Source organism: Enterobacter sp. BNK-14 (assembly GCF_047456095.1).
GTDB classification, from domain to species: Bacteria; Pseudomonadota; Gammaproteobacteria; order Enterobacterales; family Enterobacteriaceae; genus Enterobacter; species Enterobacter kobei.
The window spans coordinates 909,374-924,390 of the sequence record NZ_CP179897.1 but is presented as its reverse complement, the minus strand read 5'-3'; the positions used below and the strand labels follow the sequence as shown (position 1 = coordinate 924,390).

Below are 15,017 nucleotides of genomic sequence, written 5' to 3'. Positions count from 1 at the left end.
GGGGATTCGCTGCGTTGCCGCTTTGCTGCAACTTGAACTATTTTGGAGAAAACGTGCGACGCGTAGGCCGGGTAAGGCGTAGCCGCCACCCGGCTAAAGGGTTACGGCTTCGTCGCGATCAATACCGCACGCATCGGCGCCGGATAGCCTTCGATGGTTTTGCTGTGGTCGGCCGGGTCAAGGAACTGCTCCAGCGACTCGGTGATCATCCAGTCGGTGCGGCGCTGCTCCTCGAGTGACGTCACGCTGACATCGGCAATCCGCACATCCACAAAACCGCACTTCTCCAGCCAGTTCTTCAATGCCAGCGCGGACGGGATAAAGTAGACGTTACGCATCTGGGCGTAGCGATCGCCCGGCACCAGAACAGCATGTTCGTCACCTTCGATCACCAGCGTTTCCAGTACCAGTTCGCCGCCGCTGACCAGCTGATCTTTAAGCTGCCACAGATGTTCAAGCGGGGAGCGACGATGATAGAGCACGCCCATGGAGAACACGGTATCAAACGCTTTCAGGGCAGGAAGTTGCTCAATTCCCAGCGGCAGCAGGTGGGCGCGCTGGTCGTTGCCCAGCAGTTTACGCACTGCTTCAAACTGGCACAGGAACAGTTGCATTGGGTCGATACCGACCGCCAGATGCGCGCCTGCGCCAATCATGCGCCACATGTGGTAACCGCTGCCGCAGCCCACGTCCAGAATAGTGCGCCCGGTCAGGTCAGACAGATGAGGCAGAACGCGATCCCATTTCCAGTCGGAGCGCCATTCGGTGTTGATGTTCACCCCGTAGAGCGAGAAAGGCCCTTTGCGCCACGGCATCAGGTTACGCATCAGCGTTTCGATGCGGTTGATCTGCCCGGCCGGGAGCGGTGCTTCGCTTTCTGCGGTGACGCTGTGAAGCAGGTCCAGACGATGCGGGGTCAGCTCTGGCAGATACTCCACCGCATTTGACCACTGCTTTAACAGGCCGTGCTGCTGATCGCGCTGCCAGGCGGCAATCTGCGCGGGCAGAGTTTCCAGCCAGTGAGACAGATGGTTTTTAGCTATCAGCTGATAGAAATTACTGAACTCAATCATGCTGCATCTCCGGCTTTTAGCGCCACCAGTGAGCCAAAGTTAAAGCACTGGAACCACAGTTCGCTATGCTCAAATCCGGCTTTGCGCAGGCGCGCTTTGTGGGTTTCTACGGAGTCTGTCAGCATCACGTTTTCCAGCATGCTGCGCTTCTGGCTGATCTCCAGCTCGCTGTAACCGTTCGCACGTTTAAAATCGTGGTGCATATTGAACAGCAGTTCGCCAACGTCGGCATCCTCAAAGCTGAATTTCTCGGAAAGCACCAGCGCGCCGCCGGGATTTAGCCCCTGGTAAATTTTGTCCAGCAGCAGCTGACGGTCTTCAGGCACCAGGAACTGCAGGGTAAAATTCAGGATGACCATCGACGCGTTGTGAATTTCAATCTCACGAATATCGCCTTCGACGACGTCCACCGGTACAGGGGCTTTATACGCATCAATATGGCGACGGCAGCGTTCTACCATCGCCGGGGAGTTGTCGACGGCAATGATTCGGCAATCTTCATGATGAACGTTACGACGTACCGACAGCGTTGCCGCGCCGAGCGAGCAGCCCAGGTCATAGACCTGCGTGCCGGGTTGAACGAAGCGCTCAGCCAGCATACCGATCATAGAGATAATATTGGAATAACCGGGAACAGAGCGCTGGATCATATCCGGGAAGACTTCGGCTACCCGTTCATCGAAGGTCCAGTCGCCCAGGCTGGCGATAGGCGCGGAAAAAAGCGTGTCGCGATCTGACATAACGTAAAAATCCGGGAAAAATAAAGTGGCGTATTGTGCGCTAATGGAGGGAGAAAACCAACTCCCACGGCATATACCAAAGGTTAGCCAGCACCATCAGCAAAAGCGAACACCAGGTCGCGCTCATGCCGGAACGACGCCAGCGGAATAAGCGGTGGTGAAAGCCATAATAATGCATAAGCCGGCCAGCAATCAGAAGCAGGCCACAGACGTGAACCATCCAGGTTTCTGCGCCATTCATCTCCATAAACAGCAGTAAAATCAAGGCGACGGGGATGTATTCGACCGCATTACCGTGAATGCGGATAGCGCTTTGCAGTTCCGAAAAACCGCCGTCACCATAAGAAACGCGGTACTGCATTCTCAGACGCACAACATTAAATGAAAACTTAATCAGCAGTAATGCACCTAACACCGCATACAGCGCGCTGACCATACAAACTCCCTGTTTTTGGCAGATGGCACTTCACTATGATAGGGGGTGATATCAGAAAAGAGAAGATTGTTGTGGAATGGAGGGGGCGTTGCCCACGGTGGGAACCGCAGCCTGCAAGGCCTGCCAGAGAGCATCGACCAGTTCGGGTGCCTGCGCAATATCCGGTGTGTGCAAAAAGAGATAGGGCGTAGTGGTTTGCTCCCACTTTGCTAATTTTTGCAGCCAGACGGCGAACATCGCCTGATTTTGCAGCATGTTGTCGCTACCGATGAACCTGACCATCGGGTTTTGCGCGGTGACGATGGCGTGGACCGGCACTTTCGGTTTTTTGCGTTGCGCATCCACAATCGCTTCACTGTGCGGGATTGCACTGTGGACGGGGCGACTGTCAAGAATGACACGGTTGACCGCACGTTCCAGCAGGCCGCGGTTGAGCGCTATTTCTGCTTCACCTTTGGCAAAAAATTCAGCATGCCTGACCTCCACGCCGTAGGTAAACTCGCGGGGCAGGCTATCCAGAAACTGCCACAGGGCAGGCAGATCGCGCGGGCCGAACGTAGCGGGAAGCTGGAGCCAGTATTGCCCAATCCGGTTCGCCAGTGGCGACATGCGCGTAAAGAACTCTTCGGTTAAATCCCCGCAGTTGCGCAGCGCGGCGTTGTGGGAGATGGTCGCCGGAAACTTAAAACAGAACCGGAAATCGTCGGTCGTTTGCTCCCGCCAGCGTTCAACAATCTCCGCTTTAGGCAGCGCGTAGAGGGTCGTGTTGCCCTCGACACAGTTGAAGTGTCGGGCATATTCTTCCAGGCCGGTGATGCCCAGGCGCACCCATTTCGGGTGCGACCACTGGGGTAACCCCACATACATCATAGCGCGCTGAGGATCTCGTCCGTGCTGCGCACGCGTCCGATACGCGGGAAGATATGGGTCATGCTGCCCTGATGCTGTTCCGCGGAAGCCGCGCTGCAGGCATCTTCCGCAATGACCAGGTTAAAGCCCAGCTCCCAGGCGTTACGGGCGGTAGACTCCACGCCGATGTTGGTGGAAATGCCGCACAGGATAAGGGTGTCGATACCACGACGGCGGAGCTGCAGTTCCAGATCGGTTCCGTAGAATGCGCCCCATTGACGTTTGGTCACTTCGATATCGCTGTCGCGTTTGCCCAGCGACACCGGATACGTCCACCAGTTTTCCGGCAGGGCATGGGCGGGCGCCTGTGCATCAACGGGCTGTTTTAACGCCTCGGCGAAATCAGCGGACCAGCCGACGCGCACCATGACTACAGGGGCACCGCTGGCACGGCATTTTTCCGCCAGACGAGCGGCGCGGCTAACCACATCATCCGCAGCGTGCGGGCCACCGGCAAAGGGCAGGATCCCTTCCTGTAAATCAATCACCACAAGCGCGGTTTTGCTGGCATCCAGTGTTAACATCGTTACTCCCGTTAAATGAATCACTTCCGTAACACCATACGACGTGATGACCTGTAATGGGTCGGATAATTTTGTTAATTTTTGTGAGAATGCGCAATAAGAGTGCAGCAAACGACCGTCAGGCCGTGGTTCGCTCTTATCGTCCGGCGGAATTTCCAGTATAATAGCCGCCTTTTTTCATCCAGTTGTGACATACAGAAAGCTGCGACATAGTAGCCTGCATTCCAGGCGACATTTAGCCTGCGGCTAATTAAGGGATATCTCATGCGTACAGAATATTGCGGGCAGCTGCGTCAGTCCCACGTCGGACAGCAGGTCACCCTGTGTGGTTGGGTCAACCGTCGTCGTGATCTTGGTAGCCTTATTTTCATCGATATGCGCGACCGTGAAGGTATCGTTCAGGTGTTCTTCGACCCGGATCGTGCGGATGCGTTGAAGCTGGCTTCTGAGCTGCGTAATGAGTTCTGCATTCAGGTCACCGGTACCGTGCGTGCGCGTGACGAGAAAAACGTCAACGCAGACATGGCGACGGGTGCCATTGAAGTACTGGCGTCCGATCTGGTTATCATTAACCGTGCTGAAGCGCTGCCGCTGGACTCCAACCACGTCAACACGGAAGAAGCGCGTCTGAAATACCGCTACCTGGATCTGCGTCGTCCGGAGATGGCCCAGCGCCTGAAAACCCGTGCGAAAATCACCAGCCTGGTGCGCCGTTTTATGGATGACCACGGTTTCCTCGATATCGAAACCCCGATGCTGACCAAAGCCACACCGGAAGGTGCGCGCGATTATCTGGTCCCATCCCGCGTACATAAAGGCAAATTCTACGCGCTGCCACAGTCTCCACAGCTGTTCAAACAGCTGCTGATGATGTCCGGTTTCGATCGCTACTATCAGATCGTCAAATGTTTCCGCGACGAAGACCTGCGTGCTGACCGTCAGCCAGAATTCACCCAGATCGATGTGGAAACCTCCTTCATGACCGCCGAGCAGGTGCGTGAAGTGATGGAAGCGCTGGTGCGTAGCCTGTGGAATGACGTGAAAGGCGTCGAGCTGGGCGATTTCCCGATCATGACCTTCGCCGAAGCCGAGCGTCGTTACGGTTCCGACAAACCAGACCTGCGTAACCCGATGGAGCTGGTGGATGTTGCAGACCTGGTGAAATCCGTTGAGTTCGCGGTATTCGCCGGCCCGGCTAACGATCCGAAAGGCCGTGTTGCAGCCCTGCGCGTACCGGGCGGTGCGGCACTGAGCCGTAAGCAGATCGACGACTACGGCAACTTCATTAAGATCTACGGCGCGAAAGGTCTGGCCTATATTAAAGTAACCGAGCGTGCGAAAGGTCTGGAAGGGATCACCAGCCCGGTTGCGAAGTTCCTGAATGCGGACATCGTGGAAGCGATCCTTGAGCGCACCGGCGCGCAGGATGGCGACATGATCTTCTTCGGCGCAGACAACAAGAAAGTGGTTGCCGATGCGATGGGCGCGTTGCGTCTGAAGCTGGGCAAAGACCTCAGCCTGACCGACGAAACCAAATGGGCACCGCTGTGGGTTATCGACTTCCCGATGTTTGAAGACGACGGTGAAGGCGGCTTGACCGCGATGCACCACCCGTTCACCTCGCCAAAAGACATGACGGCGGCAGAGCTGAAAGCGTCTCCGGAAGATGCAGTGGCAAACGCCTACGACATGGTGATCAACGGCTACGAAGTGGGCGGCGGTTCCGTGCGTATTCACAGCGGCGAAATGCAGCAGACCGTGTTCGGCATCCTGGGCATTAACGAACAGGAGCAGCGTGAGAAATTTGGCTTCCTGCTGGACGCCCTGAAATACGGTACACCGCCACACGCGGGTCTGGCTTTCGGTCTTGACCGTCTGACCATGCTGCTGACCGGCACCGATAACATTCGTGATGTTATTGCCTTCCCGAAAACCACTGCCGCAGCGTGTCTGATGACCGAAGCGCCAAGCTTTGCTAACCCGACTGCACTGGCTGAGCTGGGCATTGAGGTGGTGAAGAAGGAAGAGAAAAACTGATATGACATACAAGCTTCCCGTTTCTGTCTTAGTTGTCATTTATGCCCAGGACACGAAGCGGGTGCTAATGTTGCAGCGGCGCGACGATCCTGATTTCTGGCAGTCGGTTACCGGCAGCCTGGAAGAGGGGGAAACCGCGCAGCAGGCCGCCGCGCGTGAAGTAAAGGAAGAGGTCACCATTGATGTTGCTCGCGAGCAACTGACCCTGAAGGACTGTCAGCGCACGGTGGAGTTTGAAATTTTTAGCCATTTACGTCATCGCTACGCGCCGGGCATTGAGCGCAATACGGAATCGTGGTTCTGTCTCGCGCTCCCCCATGAGCGGGAGATCGTGTTTACCGAACACCTGAACTACCGCTGGGTGGATGCGACGGATGCCGCCGCACTGACCAAGTCGTGGAGCAACCGGCAGGCGATTGAAGAATTTGTAATTAACGCTGCCTGAGAAGGCGCGATTTTTGGAGAACTTTTTATGGCAGGTCATAGTAAGTGGGCCAACACCAAACACCGTAAAGCGGCACAGGATGCCAAACGCGGTAAGATCTTTACCAAAATCATTCGTGAGCTGGTGACAGCGGCACGTCTGGGCGGCGGCGATCCGGCCTCTAACCCGCGTCTGCGCGCGGCGGTGGATAAAGCGCTGTCTAACAACATGACGCGTGACACCCTGAACCGTGCCATCGCACGTGGTGTAGGCGGTGATGAAGACGCGAACATGGAAACCATCATTTATGAAGGTTACGGCCCTGGCGGTACTGCCGTAATGGTTGAGTGTCTGTCCGACAACCGTAACCGTACCGTTGCGGAAGTGCGCCATGCATTCACTAAAACCGGCGGCAACCTGGGTACCGACGGTTCCGTTTCTTACCTGTTCAGCAAAAAAGGCGTCATCTCCTTCGAGAAAGGCGACGAAGATGTGATCATGGAAGCCGCCCTGGAAGCCGGTGCGGAAGACGTGGTGACCTACGATGATGGCGCAATTGACGTTTACACCGCGTGGGAAGAGATGGGCGCCGTGCGCGATGCACTCGAAGCCGCGGGTCTGAAAGCGGACAACGCTGAAGTTTCCATGATCCCATCCACCAAAGCGGACATGGATGCGGAAACTGCGCCAAAACTGCTGCGTCTGATCGACATGCTCGAAGACTGCGACGACGTGCAGGAAGTGTATCACAACGGTGAAATCTCTGATGAGGTTGCAGCGACTCTCTGATGAGAGCGTATAAGCCGTTTACGGGAGACGCGTGATGTCGATTATCCTTGGGATTGACCCCGGCTCGCGCGTCACCGGTTATGGCGTTATCCGCCAGGTGGGACGCCAGCTAACCTACCTCGGCAGCGGCTGTATTCGCACCAAAGTGGACGATCTGCCGTCGCGCCTGAAGCTGATTTATGCGGGCGTGTCGGAAATCATCACCCAGTTTCAGCCTGATTTTTTTGCCATTGAGCAGGTCTTTATGGCAAAAAACGCCGATTCGGCGCTAAAGCTGGGGCAGGCGCGCGGCGTGGCGATTGTTGCCGCCGTGAACCAGGATCTTCCGGTGTTCGAATATGCCGCACGTCAGGTAAAGCAGACGGTGGTGGGGATAGGTAGCGCGGAGAAAAGCCAGGTGCAGCATATGGTGCGTACCTTGCTGAAGCTTCCCGCGAACCCGCAGGCCGATGCCGCCGATGCACTGGCCATTGCGATTACCCACTGTCACGTCAGCCAGAACGCGATGCAAATGAGTGAATCGCGGCTCAATCTGGCGCGAGGCAGGTTACGATAAAGAGAAATCAGGCTGGATAAACATCCAGCCTTTTTTTATTATGTCGCCAGTCAAACATTTTCCAGAACGCAGGAGCGTCACGTGATAGGCAGACTCAGAGGCATCATCATTGAAAAACAACCCCCGTTAGTGCTGCTGGAAGTGGGTGGCGTGGGCTATGAAGTCCACATGCCAATGACCTGCTTCTACGAGTTGCCGGACGCGGGTAAAGAGGCGATTGTCTTTACTCAGTTCGTGGTGCGTGAAGATGCTCAGTTGCTTTACGGCTTCAACAACAAGCAGGAACGTACCCTGTTCCGCGAGCTGATTAAAACCAACGGCGTGGGACCGAAGCTGGCGCTGGCGATTTTGTCCGGTATGTCTGCTCCGCAGTTCGTGAATGCCGTTGAGCGCGAAGATCCTGCGGCGCTGATTAAACTCCCGGGGATTGGTAAGAAAACCGCCGAGCGTCTGATTGTTGAGATGAAAGACCGCTTTAAAGGTCTGCATGGCGATCTGTTCACCCCGGCCACCGATCTGGTTCTGACGTCACCTGGGGCGCCGTCAACAGATGATGACGCTGAGCAGGAAGCGGTTGCCGCGCTGGTGGCGCTGGGCTATAAACCTCAGGAGGCCAGTCGGATGGTAAGCAAAATTGCCAAACCGGATGCCAGCAGTGAAACCCTGATTCGTGAAGCGCTGCGCGCTGCATTGTGAGGTAAAGGATGATTGAAGCAGACCGCCTGGTATCGGCAGGCACCCTTCAGGCAGAAGACGTGGTGGATCGTGCGATCCGCCCGAAACTGCTTGATGAGTATATCGGCCAGCCGCAGGTACGTTCCCAGATGGAGATTTTCATCCAGGCGGCAAAGCTGCGCGGCGATGCGCTCGATCACCTGCTGATTTTTGGCCCGCCAGGGTTGGGGAAAACCACGCTGGCGAATATCGTTGCCAATGAAATGGGCGTCAACCTGCGCACGACCTCCGGCCCGGTGCTGGAGAAAGCCGGCGATCTGGCGGCGATGCTGACCAACCTTGAACCGCATGACGTACTGTTTATCGATGAAATCCACCGTCTGTCTCCGGTGGTAGAGGAAGTGCTCTATCCGGCAATGGAAGATTACCAGCTGGATATCATGATTGGTGAAGGCCCGGCTGCGCGCTCCATCAAGATCGATCTGCCGCCGTTTACCCTGATTGGCGCAACGACCCGTGCCGGATCGTTGACCTCTCCACTGCGCGACCGCTTCGGTATCGTGCAGCGTCTGGAGTTTTATCAGGTGCCGGACCTGCAACATATTGTCGGTCGTAGCGCGCGCTATATGGGGCTGGAGATGAGCGAAGAGGGCGCTTTTGAAGTGGCGAAGCGTTCGCGCGGTACGCCGCGTATTGCCAACCGCCTGCTGCGTCGCGTGCGCGACTTTGCCGAAGTGAAGCACGATGGCACCATTTCGGCAGAGATTGCCGCCCAGGCGCTGGATATGCTTAACGTCGATGCCGAAGGCTTTGACTATATGGACCGCAAACTGCTGCTGGCGGTGCTGGATAAATTCTTTGGCGGACCGGTCGGGCTGGATAACCTGGCGGCGGCGATCGGTGAAGAGCGTGAAACTATCGAGGATGTTCTGGAGCCGTATCTGATCCAGCAGGGATTCTTACAGCGTACGCCGCGTGGTCGTATGGCGACGGTGCGGGCGTGGAATCATTTCGGCATTACGCCACCGTCAATGCCGTAATGATGAGCAGGCGGGATGTTAAATTTCGCCTGCGACGCTGACCGATTAGTTACCTCATCTGATTTATCATCCATATTATTTTGGATAAATTTATCCTACCTATCATTTTAGATAATTCGCTTATTCCCTCTATGATGAATTTATAGCGATATCCATGCTATGAATAAATTTCATCACCCCTTTAGGAATAACAAAATGAAATTAATGACGGTTATATCTATTGCCGCTCTGACGATGGCGGCTTTGTCTGGCGCCGCGAATGCCGCTATTTCCGGAACCCAAACATGGAAAATGGTGGATAATAAACTTGAAAATACCAGTAACGGACGAAAATTATGTATGACTGGCATTGCTTACCAGCAGGCGGTGATGGAGCCATGTGGTTCTAATCCAGAATTGCAGAATATTCGTGAGCTCAATTTCGCTATGAATGGGATGCTGATGCTGGAAACATATCCAGAATATGCCTTCGCACCAGCAAGCGGCAAAGTTTATATACGCGAATATGAACCTATTGCGAGTCATTGGGACTATGTTAACGGACAGCTGAAAAAAGTTGATACCGATGGTATTGTCAAGTGTCTTGATATGGAAGGCGGTATAAACGTCCCAGGTGCCAAATTGCATTTAGCAACGTGTACCAGGTAATAAAATAAGCACCGATAATTTTATCGGTGCTTATTTACGCTGGCACCCAACATGGGCGCACTCCAGAGGTTTAAGTCCCGCCATGCGTTGATCACAGCACATGAAGCGAAGCGCCACCCTCTGTGGAAGCGCCAATCGTTCATTCAGGCATTTGGTTGTTTTTTCATCATACTAAAAATAAACAACACCGCCGCACACAACACCACTGACGGCCCCGCAGGCGTGTCATAGAACGCCGAGAAGGTTAACCCACCCGTTACCGCAATCATCCCGATAATCACGGCCACACCGGCCATCTGCTCCGGCGTGCGGGCAAAACGGCGCGCCGTGGCGGCAGGGATGATCAGCAGCGAGGTAATAATCAGCGCCCCGACGAACTTCATCGCTACGCCGATGGTTAATGCCGTCACCAGCATCAGCAGTAGCTTAACCCGCTGCAGCTTCACTCCGTCGACGAAGGCCAGGTCAGGGCTGACGGTCATCGCCAGCAGATTACGCCACTGCCAGAGCAGAATACCGAGTACCACCACCACACCGAAGGCGATGGAAATTAAATCTTCCGGCGTCACGGCAAGCAGATCGCCAAACAGATAGGCCATCAGGTCGACGCGGATATTCGACATCAGACTCACCACCACCAGACCCAGCGAGAGCGCGCTGTGGGCCATAATGCCAAGCAGCGTATCAATGGCGAGGTGCGGACGTTTCTCCAGCCAGACCAGCCCGGCTGCAAGCAGCAGGGTGACGACAATCACCGCGTAGAAGGGATTTACATCCAGCAGTAAACCAAAAGCCACGCCCAGCAAAGAGGCGTGCGCGAGGGTATCACCGAAATAGGACATTCTGCGCCAGACCACAAACGAGCCGAGTGGACCCGCGGCGCAGGCAAGCATAATCCCGGCCAGCCAGCCGGGCAGTAACAGTTCAATCATGAGTGTCCATTTCCCCGGCGCAGGACAATTCGTCCCTGTAAATCATGGCGGTGATTATGATGATGACGGTAAATACCCAGCTGTTCAGCGCCACGAGGGCCAAACATGGAGATAAACTCCGGGTGCATCGAGACCACTTCAGGCGTGCCGGAACAGCAAATATGATGGTTAAGGCACAGCACTTCGTCCGTTTTCGCCATGACAAGATGGAGATCGTGGGAGACCATCAGCACGGCGCAATTCAGTTCACGGCGAAGCTGATCGATCAAATCATAAAGCGCGACCTGACCATTAACGTCCACCCCCTGGGTAGGCTCATCAAGCACCAGCAGTTGCGGGCTGCTCAACAGCGCGCGCGCCAGCAAAACGCGCTGCGTCTCACCCCCGGAAAGTTTTTGCAGCGGCGCGTCAATCAGGTGGCCCGCCTGTACGCGTTTCAGCGCCGGGAGAATATCGGCTTTCCGCGTGCCGGGGCGCAGGCGCAGAAAGCGACTCACCGTTAAAGGCAGCGTGGCATCCAGATGTAATTTCTGAGGCACATAGCCGATACGCAATTTTTCCTCGCGGGTGATAACACCTTCATCGGGCGTCACCAGACCCAGTACAACCCGTACCAGCGTGGATTTACCTGCGCCATTAGGACCAAGCAGCGTCAGAATTTTGCCGGGCTTCAGATCCAGCGACACGTCAGAGAGGACGCGGCGCTGGCCGAAAGAGACCGAAATATTATCGAGAGAAACCAGTGTCGTCATGTCAATTTAAGCTTGAAGAAGTCAACGAATGTTATAATATCACATTTCACGCATTCACTACGATGATTAGTCGCATTATGTTACATAAAAATACGCTTCTTTTCGCAGCATTATCCGCTGCCCTTTGGGGTACAACCGCACAAGATGTTAACGCGGCGGTTGTCGCTTCGCTTAAACCGCTTGGATTCATCGCGTCGGCCATTGCCGATGGGGTGACGGAAACCCAGGTTTTGCTGCCTGACGGGGCGTCTGAGCATGACTATTCTCTTCGCCCTTCAGATGTAAAACGCTTACAAAACGCGGACTTAGTCGTCTGGATTGGACCAGAGATGGAAGCGTTTATGCAGAAGTCGGCCAAACAGATTCCAGGCGATAAACAGGTTGCGATTGCCGGGCTTTCCGGCGTGAAACCGTTGCTCATGAAAGGCATGGATAACGACGGTGATGAACATGACCATCACGCGGCAGAGGGTGAAAAAGGTGATGGAGATCACCATCATGGTGAGTACAACATGCATCTCTGGCTTTCCCCAGAGATAGCGCGGCTTTCAGCGGTTGCAATCCACGACAAATTAGTGGAACTTATGCCGCAAAGTCGAGCCAAACTAGACGCCAACCTGAAGGATTTTGAGGCACAATTAGCCGCAACCGATAAGCAGGTAGGTAATGAGCTCGCACCGTTGAAAGGAAAAGGGTATTTCGTTTTTCATGACGCCTATGGCTACTATGAAAAACACTATGGTTTGACCCCGCTTGGGCACTTCACCGTCAACCCTGAAATTCAACCTGGTGCGCAGCGTTTACATGAAATCAGAACACAGTTGGTTGAGCAAAAAGCGACATGCGTTTTTGCTGAGCCACAGTTCAGGCCAGCGGTCGTAGAAGCCGTGGCCAGGGGGACATCCGTGCGCATGGGGACCCTTGACCCGCTAGGAACGAATATCCAGTTGAGCAAAGCGAGCTATTCGCAGTTCCTCAGCCAACTGGCGAACCAGTATGCGAGCTGCCTGAAAGGAGATTAACGAGGAAGTGAATACGTGCAACAGATAGCCCGCTCTGTCGCCCTGGCATTTAACAATCTGCCTCGACCCCACCGCGTTATGCTGGGGTCGCTTACAGTACTCACCTTAGCGGTCGCCGTCTGGCGGCCCTATGTTTACCACCCGAGTTCTGCCCCTATCATCAAAACCATCGAGCTAGAAAAGAGCGAGATCCGTTCTTTACTGCCTGAAGCCAGTGAGCCTATCGACCAGGCTGCTCAGGAAGATGAAGCGATTCCCCAGGATGAACTGGACGATAAAATCGAGAACGAGGCCGGGATCCACGAGTATGTTGTCTCTACCGGTGACACGCTGAGCAGCGTGCTCAACCAGTACGGTATCGACATGGGGAATATCAGTCAGCTCGCTGCTGCAGATAAAGACCTGCGTAACCTGAAAATAGGGCAACAGCTCTCCTGGACCTTAACGGCGGATGGCGATCTCCAGCGGTTAACCTGGGAGATGTCCCGCCGTGAAACCCGCACCTACGATCGCATTGCAAACGGTTTCAAAATGACCAGTGAAATGCAGAAGGGCGACTGGGTGAACAGCGTGATGAAAGGCACAGTAGGCGGAAGCTTCGTTTCCAGCGCCCGTGATGCCGGTCTCACCAGCTCTGAAATCAGTGCGGTGATCAAAGCCATGCAGTGGCAGATGGATTTCCGCAAGCTGAAGAAGGGCGATGAATTTTCCGTGCTGATGTCTCGCGAAATGCTCGACGGCAAGCGTGAGCAGAGCCAACTGGTGGGCGTACGTCTGCGCTCTGATGGCAAAGATTACTACGCCATCCGTGCCGAGGACGGTAAGTTCTACGATCGCAGCGGTACGGGACTGGCGAAAGGCTTTATGCGCTTCCCGACGGCTAAACAGTTCCGCGTTTCCTCTAACTTTAACCCGCGTCGTCTGAACCCGGTTACCGGGCGCGTCGCACCACACCGTGGCGTTGACTTTGCCATGCCGCAGGGCACGCCGGTGCTGGCTGTGGGTGATGGTGAAGTGGTCGTGGCTAAACGTAGCGGTGCCGCAGGCTACTATGTCGCGGTGCGTCACGGTCGTACCTACACCACCCGCTATATGCACCTGCGTAAACTGCTGGTTAAGCCTGGACAGAAAGTGAAACGTGGCGACCGTATCGCGCTCTCCGGCAACACCGGACGCTCGACCGGCCCGCACCTGCACTATGAAGTGTGGATTAACCAACAGGCCGTAAACCCGCTGACGGCGAAACTGCCACGCACCGAAGGCCTGACGGGTAAAGATCGTTCTGATTACCTGGCGCAGGTGAAAGAGGTGATACCGCAGCTGAGCTTAAACTAAGCCTTCTGTTTTTGTGAAAAAAGCCGGTGTCAGTATGCGCCGGCTTTTTCTTTTGTGCGTGGACGACTGCCTCGCTACACTATCAATAAAATTTTGCGTCACCAGACCCTGGAACCAGCATGGAAACAAAAAAAAACAATATTGAATACATTCCTGAGTTTGAAAAATCCTTTCGCCATCCGCGCAACTGGGGCGCCTGGCTCGGGGTCTACACCTTTGCAGGCATCGCTATGCTGCCTGCTGCGCTGCGCGATCCCCTGCTGGGGAAAATTGGCCGTCTGGCCGGGCGTTTAGGCAAAAGCGCGCGTCGCCGTGCGCAGATCAACCTCTATTACTGTTTTCCCGAAAAAAGCGATGCCGAGCGCGAGGCTATCATCGATGCGATGTATACCACCGCGCCGCAGGCAATGGCAATGATGGCAGAGCTGGCGCTGAAAGGGCCGGAAAAAATCGTTGACCGTGTTGACTGGAAAGGGCTGGAAATCATTGACGAAATGCGTCGCAATGACGAGAAGGTGATTTTCCTCGTTCCTCACGGTTGGGGTGTCGACATTCCGGCGATGCTGATGGCTTCTCAGGGTCAGAAGATGGCGGCCATGTTCCATAACCAGGGCAACAAAATCTACGACTTTGTCTGGAATACCGTACGTCGTCGTTTTGGCGGTCGTTTGCATGCGCGTAACGATGGTATCAAGCCGTTTATTCAGTCCGTACGTCAGGGATACTGGGGCTACTATCTGCCGGATCAGGATCACGGACCGGAGCACAGTGAGTTTGTCGACTTCTTTGCGACCTACAAAGCCACACTTCCCGCGATTGGCCGCCTGATGAAGGTGTGTCGCGCCCGCGTGATCCCGCTGTTCCCGGTCTATGACGGCAAAACGCATCGCCTGAGTATTGAGGTTCGTCCGCCGATGGATGATTTGCTGACCGCTGACGATCGCACCATTGCGCGTCGCATGAACGAAGAGGTGGAAATCCTGGTGGGGCCGCATACCGAACAGTACACGTGGATATTGAAGCTGCTTAAAACGCGAAAGCCGGGTGAAACGGAGCCCTATAAGCGTAAAGAGCTTTATCCGAGGAAATAAAAAAAGCCCTCTCCATCTGGAGAGGGCTTTTTAA

General features: G+C 55.0%; 17 protein-coding genes. 10 read left to right on the top strand and 7 right to left on the bottom strand.

Going from position 1 to position 15,017, the window contains the following annotated elements; all coding sequences use genetic code 11:
* Positions 1–101: 101 nt before the first annotated feature.
* Genes cmoB through ACMGGM_RS04445 form a run of 5 tightly spaced genes read right to left on the bottom strand, consistent with a single transcriptional unit; the run spans position 102 to position 3,682 of the window.
* Complete coding sequence (gene cmoB, locus ACMGGM_RS04465) at positions 102–1,073, bottom strand: tRNA 5-methoxyuridine(34)/uridine 5-oxyacetic acid(34) synthase CmoB (RefSeq protein ID WP_014884327.1); 972 nt, start codon at positions 1,071–1,073, stop codon at positions 102–104.
* On the bottom strand, positions 1,070–1,813 hold the full coding sequence (cmoA, locus tag ACMGGM_RS04460; protein ID WP_014884326.1) for a carboxy-S-adenosyl-L-methionine synthase CmoA: 744 nt from the start codon (positions 1,811–1,813) through the stop codon (positions 1,070–1,072). The genes cmoB and cmoA overlap by 4 nt, the downstream gene beginning before the upstream one ends.
* A 40-nt stretch (positions 1,814–1,853) precedes the next feature.
* Positions 1,854–2,249 (bottom strand): MAPEG family protein, encoded by a 396-nt coding sequence (locus ACMGGM_RS04455; RefSeq protein WP_063943282.1) that lies wholly within the window; start codon positions 2,247–2,249, stop codon positions 1,854–1,856.
* A gap of 51 nt (positions 2,250–2,300) precedes the next feature.
* A complete protein-coding gene (locus ACMGGM_RS04450) occupies positions 2,301–3,119 on the bottom strand; it encodes a DUF72 domain-containing protein (protein ID WP_014884324.1) in 819 nt (272 codons plus the stop codon).
* Positions 3,116–3,682 carry a hydrolase gene (locus ACMGGM_RS04445; protein WP_014884323.1) on the bottom strand — a complete coding sequence of 189 codons (567 nt, stop codon included), beginning with the start codon at positions 3,680–3,682 and terminating at the stop codon, positions 3,116–3,118. Before ACMGGM_RS04445 ends, ACMGGM_RS04450 begins: the two co-directional genes overlap by 4 nt.
* A 264-nt stretch (positions 3,683–3,946) precedes the next feature.
* Here ACMGGM_RS04445 and aspS point away from each other — a divergent pair, with 264 nt between their 5' ends.
* The 7 genes from aspS (at position 3,947) to ACMGGM_RS04410 (ending at position 9,851) form a co-directional block, all read left to right on the top strand.
* Complete coding sequence (gene aspS / locus ACMGGM_RS04440) at positions 3,947–5,719, top strand: aspartate--tRNA ligase (RefSeq protein WP_014884322.1); 1,773 nt, start codon at positions 3,947–3,949, stop codon at positions 5,717–5,719.
* A 1-nt stretch (position 5,720) separates the two neighbouring features.
* A complete protein-coding gene (gene nudB, locus ACMGGM_RS04435) occupies positions 5,721–6,164 on the top strand; it encodes a dihydroneopterin triphosphate diphosphatase (RefSeq protein WP_032636195.1) in 444 nt (147 codons plus the stop codon).
* A gap of 27 nt (positions 6,165–6,191) precedes the next feature.
* Positions 6,192–6,932: a YebC/PmpR family DNA-binding transcriptional regulator gene (locus ACMGGM_RS04430; protein WP_014884320.1), complete on the top strand. Its 741-nt coding sequence runs from the start codon at positions 6,192–6,194 to the stop codon at positions 6,930–6,932.
* 34 nt (positions 6,933–6,966) lie between these two features.
* Positions 6,967–7,488: a crossover junction endodeoxyribonuclease RuvC gene (gene ruvC / locus ACMGGM_RS04425; RefSeq protein ID WP_014884319.1), complete on the top strand. Its 522-nt coding sequence runs from the start codon at positions 6,967–6,969 to the stop codon at positions 7,486–7,488.
* Between the two features lie 81 nt (positions 7,489–7,569).
* A complete protein-coding gene (gene ruvA, locus ACMGGM_RS04420; protein WP_023330723.1) occupies positions 7,570–8,184 on the top strand; it encodes a Holliday junction branch migration protein RuvA in 615 nt (204 codons plus the stop codon).
* 8 nt (positions 8,185–8,192) lie between these two features.
* Positions 8,193–9,203 (top strand): Holliday junction branch migration DNA helicase RuvB, encoded by a 1,011-nt coding sequence (gene ruvB, locus ACMGGM_RS04415; protein WP_014884317.1) that lies wholly within the window; start codon positions 8,193–8,195, stop codon positions 9,201–9,203.
* Between the two features lie 195 nt (positions 9,204–9,398).
* Complete coding sequence (locus ACMGGM_RS04410) at positions 9,399–9,851, top strand: hypothetical protein (RefSeq protein WP_047625631.1); 453 nt, start codon at positions 9,399–9,401, stop codon at positions 9,849–9,851.
* Between the two features lie 143 nt (positions 9,852–9,994).
* On the opposite strand, the gene znuB is transcribed toward ACMGGM_RS04410, so the two are convergent.
* Together znuB and znuC are read right to left on the bottom strand one after the other, a co-directional pair.
* Entirely contained in the window at positions 9,995–10,783 is a 789-nt protein-coding gene (gene znuB, locus ACMGGM_RS04405; protein WP_014884315.1) for a zinc ABC transporter permease subunit ZnuB, read from the bottom strand.
* Positions 10,780–11,535 carry a zinc ABC transporter ATP-binding protein ZnuC gene (znuC, locus tag ACMGGM_RS04400; RefSeq protein ID WP_014884314.1) on the bottom strand — a complete coding sequence of 252 codons (756 nt, stop codon included), beginning with the start codon at positions 11,533–11,535 and terminating at the stop codon, positions 10,780–10,782. The genes znuB and znuC overlap by 4 nt, the downstream gene beginning before the upstream one ends.
* A gap of 77 nt (positions 11,536–11,612) precedes the next feature.
* Between znuC and znuA the strand changes: the two genes are divergently transcribed.
* From znuA to lpxM, 3 genes are all read left to right on the top strand, one after another.
* Positions 11,613–12,557, top strand: a complete 945-nt coding sequence (znuA, locus tag ACMGGM_RS04395; protein ID WP_047625632.1) for a zinc ABC transporter substrate-binding protein ZnuA — start codon at positions 11,613–11,615, stop codon at positions 12,555–12,557.
* Between the two features lie 15 nt (positions 12,558–12,572).
* Positions 12,573–13,892 (top strand): murein DD-endopeptidase MepM, encoded by a 1,320-nt coding sequence (gene mepM / locus ACMGGM_RS04390; protein ID WP_063943280.1) that lies wholly within the window; start codon positions 12,573–12,575, stop codon positions 13,890–13,892.
* A gap of 119 nt (positions 13,893–14,011) precedes the next feature.
* A complete protein-coding gene (gene lpxM / locus ACMGGM_RS04385; protein WP_023330719.1) occupies positions 14,012–14,983 on the top strand; it encodes a lauroyl-Kdo(2)-lipid IV(A) myristoyltransferase in 972 nt (323 codons plus the stop codon).
* Positions 14,984–15,017: the final 34 nt, after the last annotated feature.

Bases quoted from the DNA above. Each gene is read 5' to 3' on its own strand.
- cmoB (WP_014884327.1), bottom strand. From the start codon at position 1,073: ATGATTGAGTTCAGTAATTTCTATCAGCTGATAGCTAAAAACCATCTG.
- cmoA (WP_014884326.1), bottom strand. From the start codon at position 1,813: ATGTCAGATCGCGACACGCTTTTTTCCGCGCCTATCGCCAGCCTGGGC.
- ACMGGM_RS04455 (WP_063943282.1), bottom strand. From the start codon at position 2,249: ATGGTCAGCGCGCTGTATGCGGTGTTAGGTGCATTACTGCTGATTAAG.
- ACMGGM_RS04450 (WP_014884324.1), bottom strand. From the start codon at position 3,119: ATGATGTATGTGGGGTTACCCCAGTGGTCGCACCCGAAATGGGTGCGC.
- ACMGGM_RS04445 (WP_014884323.1), bottom strand. From the start codon at position 3,682: ATGTTAACACTGGATGCCAGCAAAACCGCGCTTGTGGTGATTGATTTA.
- aspS (WP_014884322.1), top strand. From the start codon at position 3,947: ATGCGTACAGAATATTGCGGGCAGCTGCGTCAGTCCCACGTCGGACAG.
- nudB (WP_032636195.1), top strand. From the start codon at position 5,721: ATGACATACAAGCTTCCCGTTTCTGTCTTAGTTGTCATTTATGCCCAG.
- ACMGGM_RS04430 (WP_014884320.1), top strand. From the start codon at position 6,192: ATGGCAGGTCATAGTAAGTGGGCCAACACCAAACACCGTAAAGCGGCA.
- ruvC (WP_014884319.1), top strand. From the start codon at position 6,967: ATGTCGATTATCCTTGGGATTGACCCCGGCTCGCGCGTCACCGGTTAT.
- ruvB (WP_014884317.1), top strand. From the start codon at position 8,193: ATGATTGAAGCAGACCGCCTGGTATCGGCAGGCACCCTTCAGGCAGAA.
- ACMGGM_RS04410 (WP_047625631.1), top strand. From the start codon at position 9,399: ATGAAATTAATGACGGTTATATCTATTGCCGCTCTGACGATGGCGGCT.
- znuB (WP_014884315.1), bottom strand. From the start codon at position 10,783: ATGATTGAACTGTTACTGCCCGGCTGGCTGGCCGGGATTATGCTTGCC.
- znuC (WP_014884314.1), bottom strand. From the start codon at position 11,535: ATGACGACACTGGTTTCTCTCGATAATATTTCGGTCTCTTTCGGCCAG.
- znuA (WP_047625632.1), top strand. From the start codon at position 11,613: ATGTTACATAAAAATACGCTTCTTTTCGCAGCATTATCCGCTGCCCTT.
- lpxM (WP_023330719.1), top strand. From the start codon at position 14,012: ATGGAAACAAAAAAAAACAATATTGAATACATTCCTGAGTTTGAAAAA.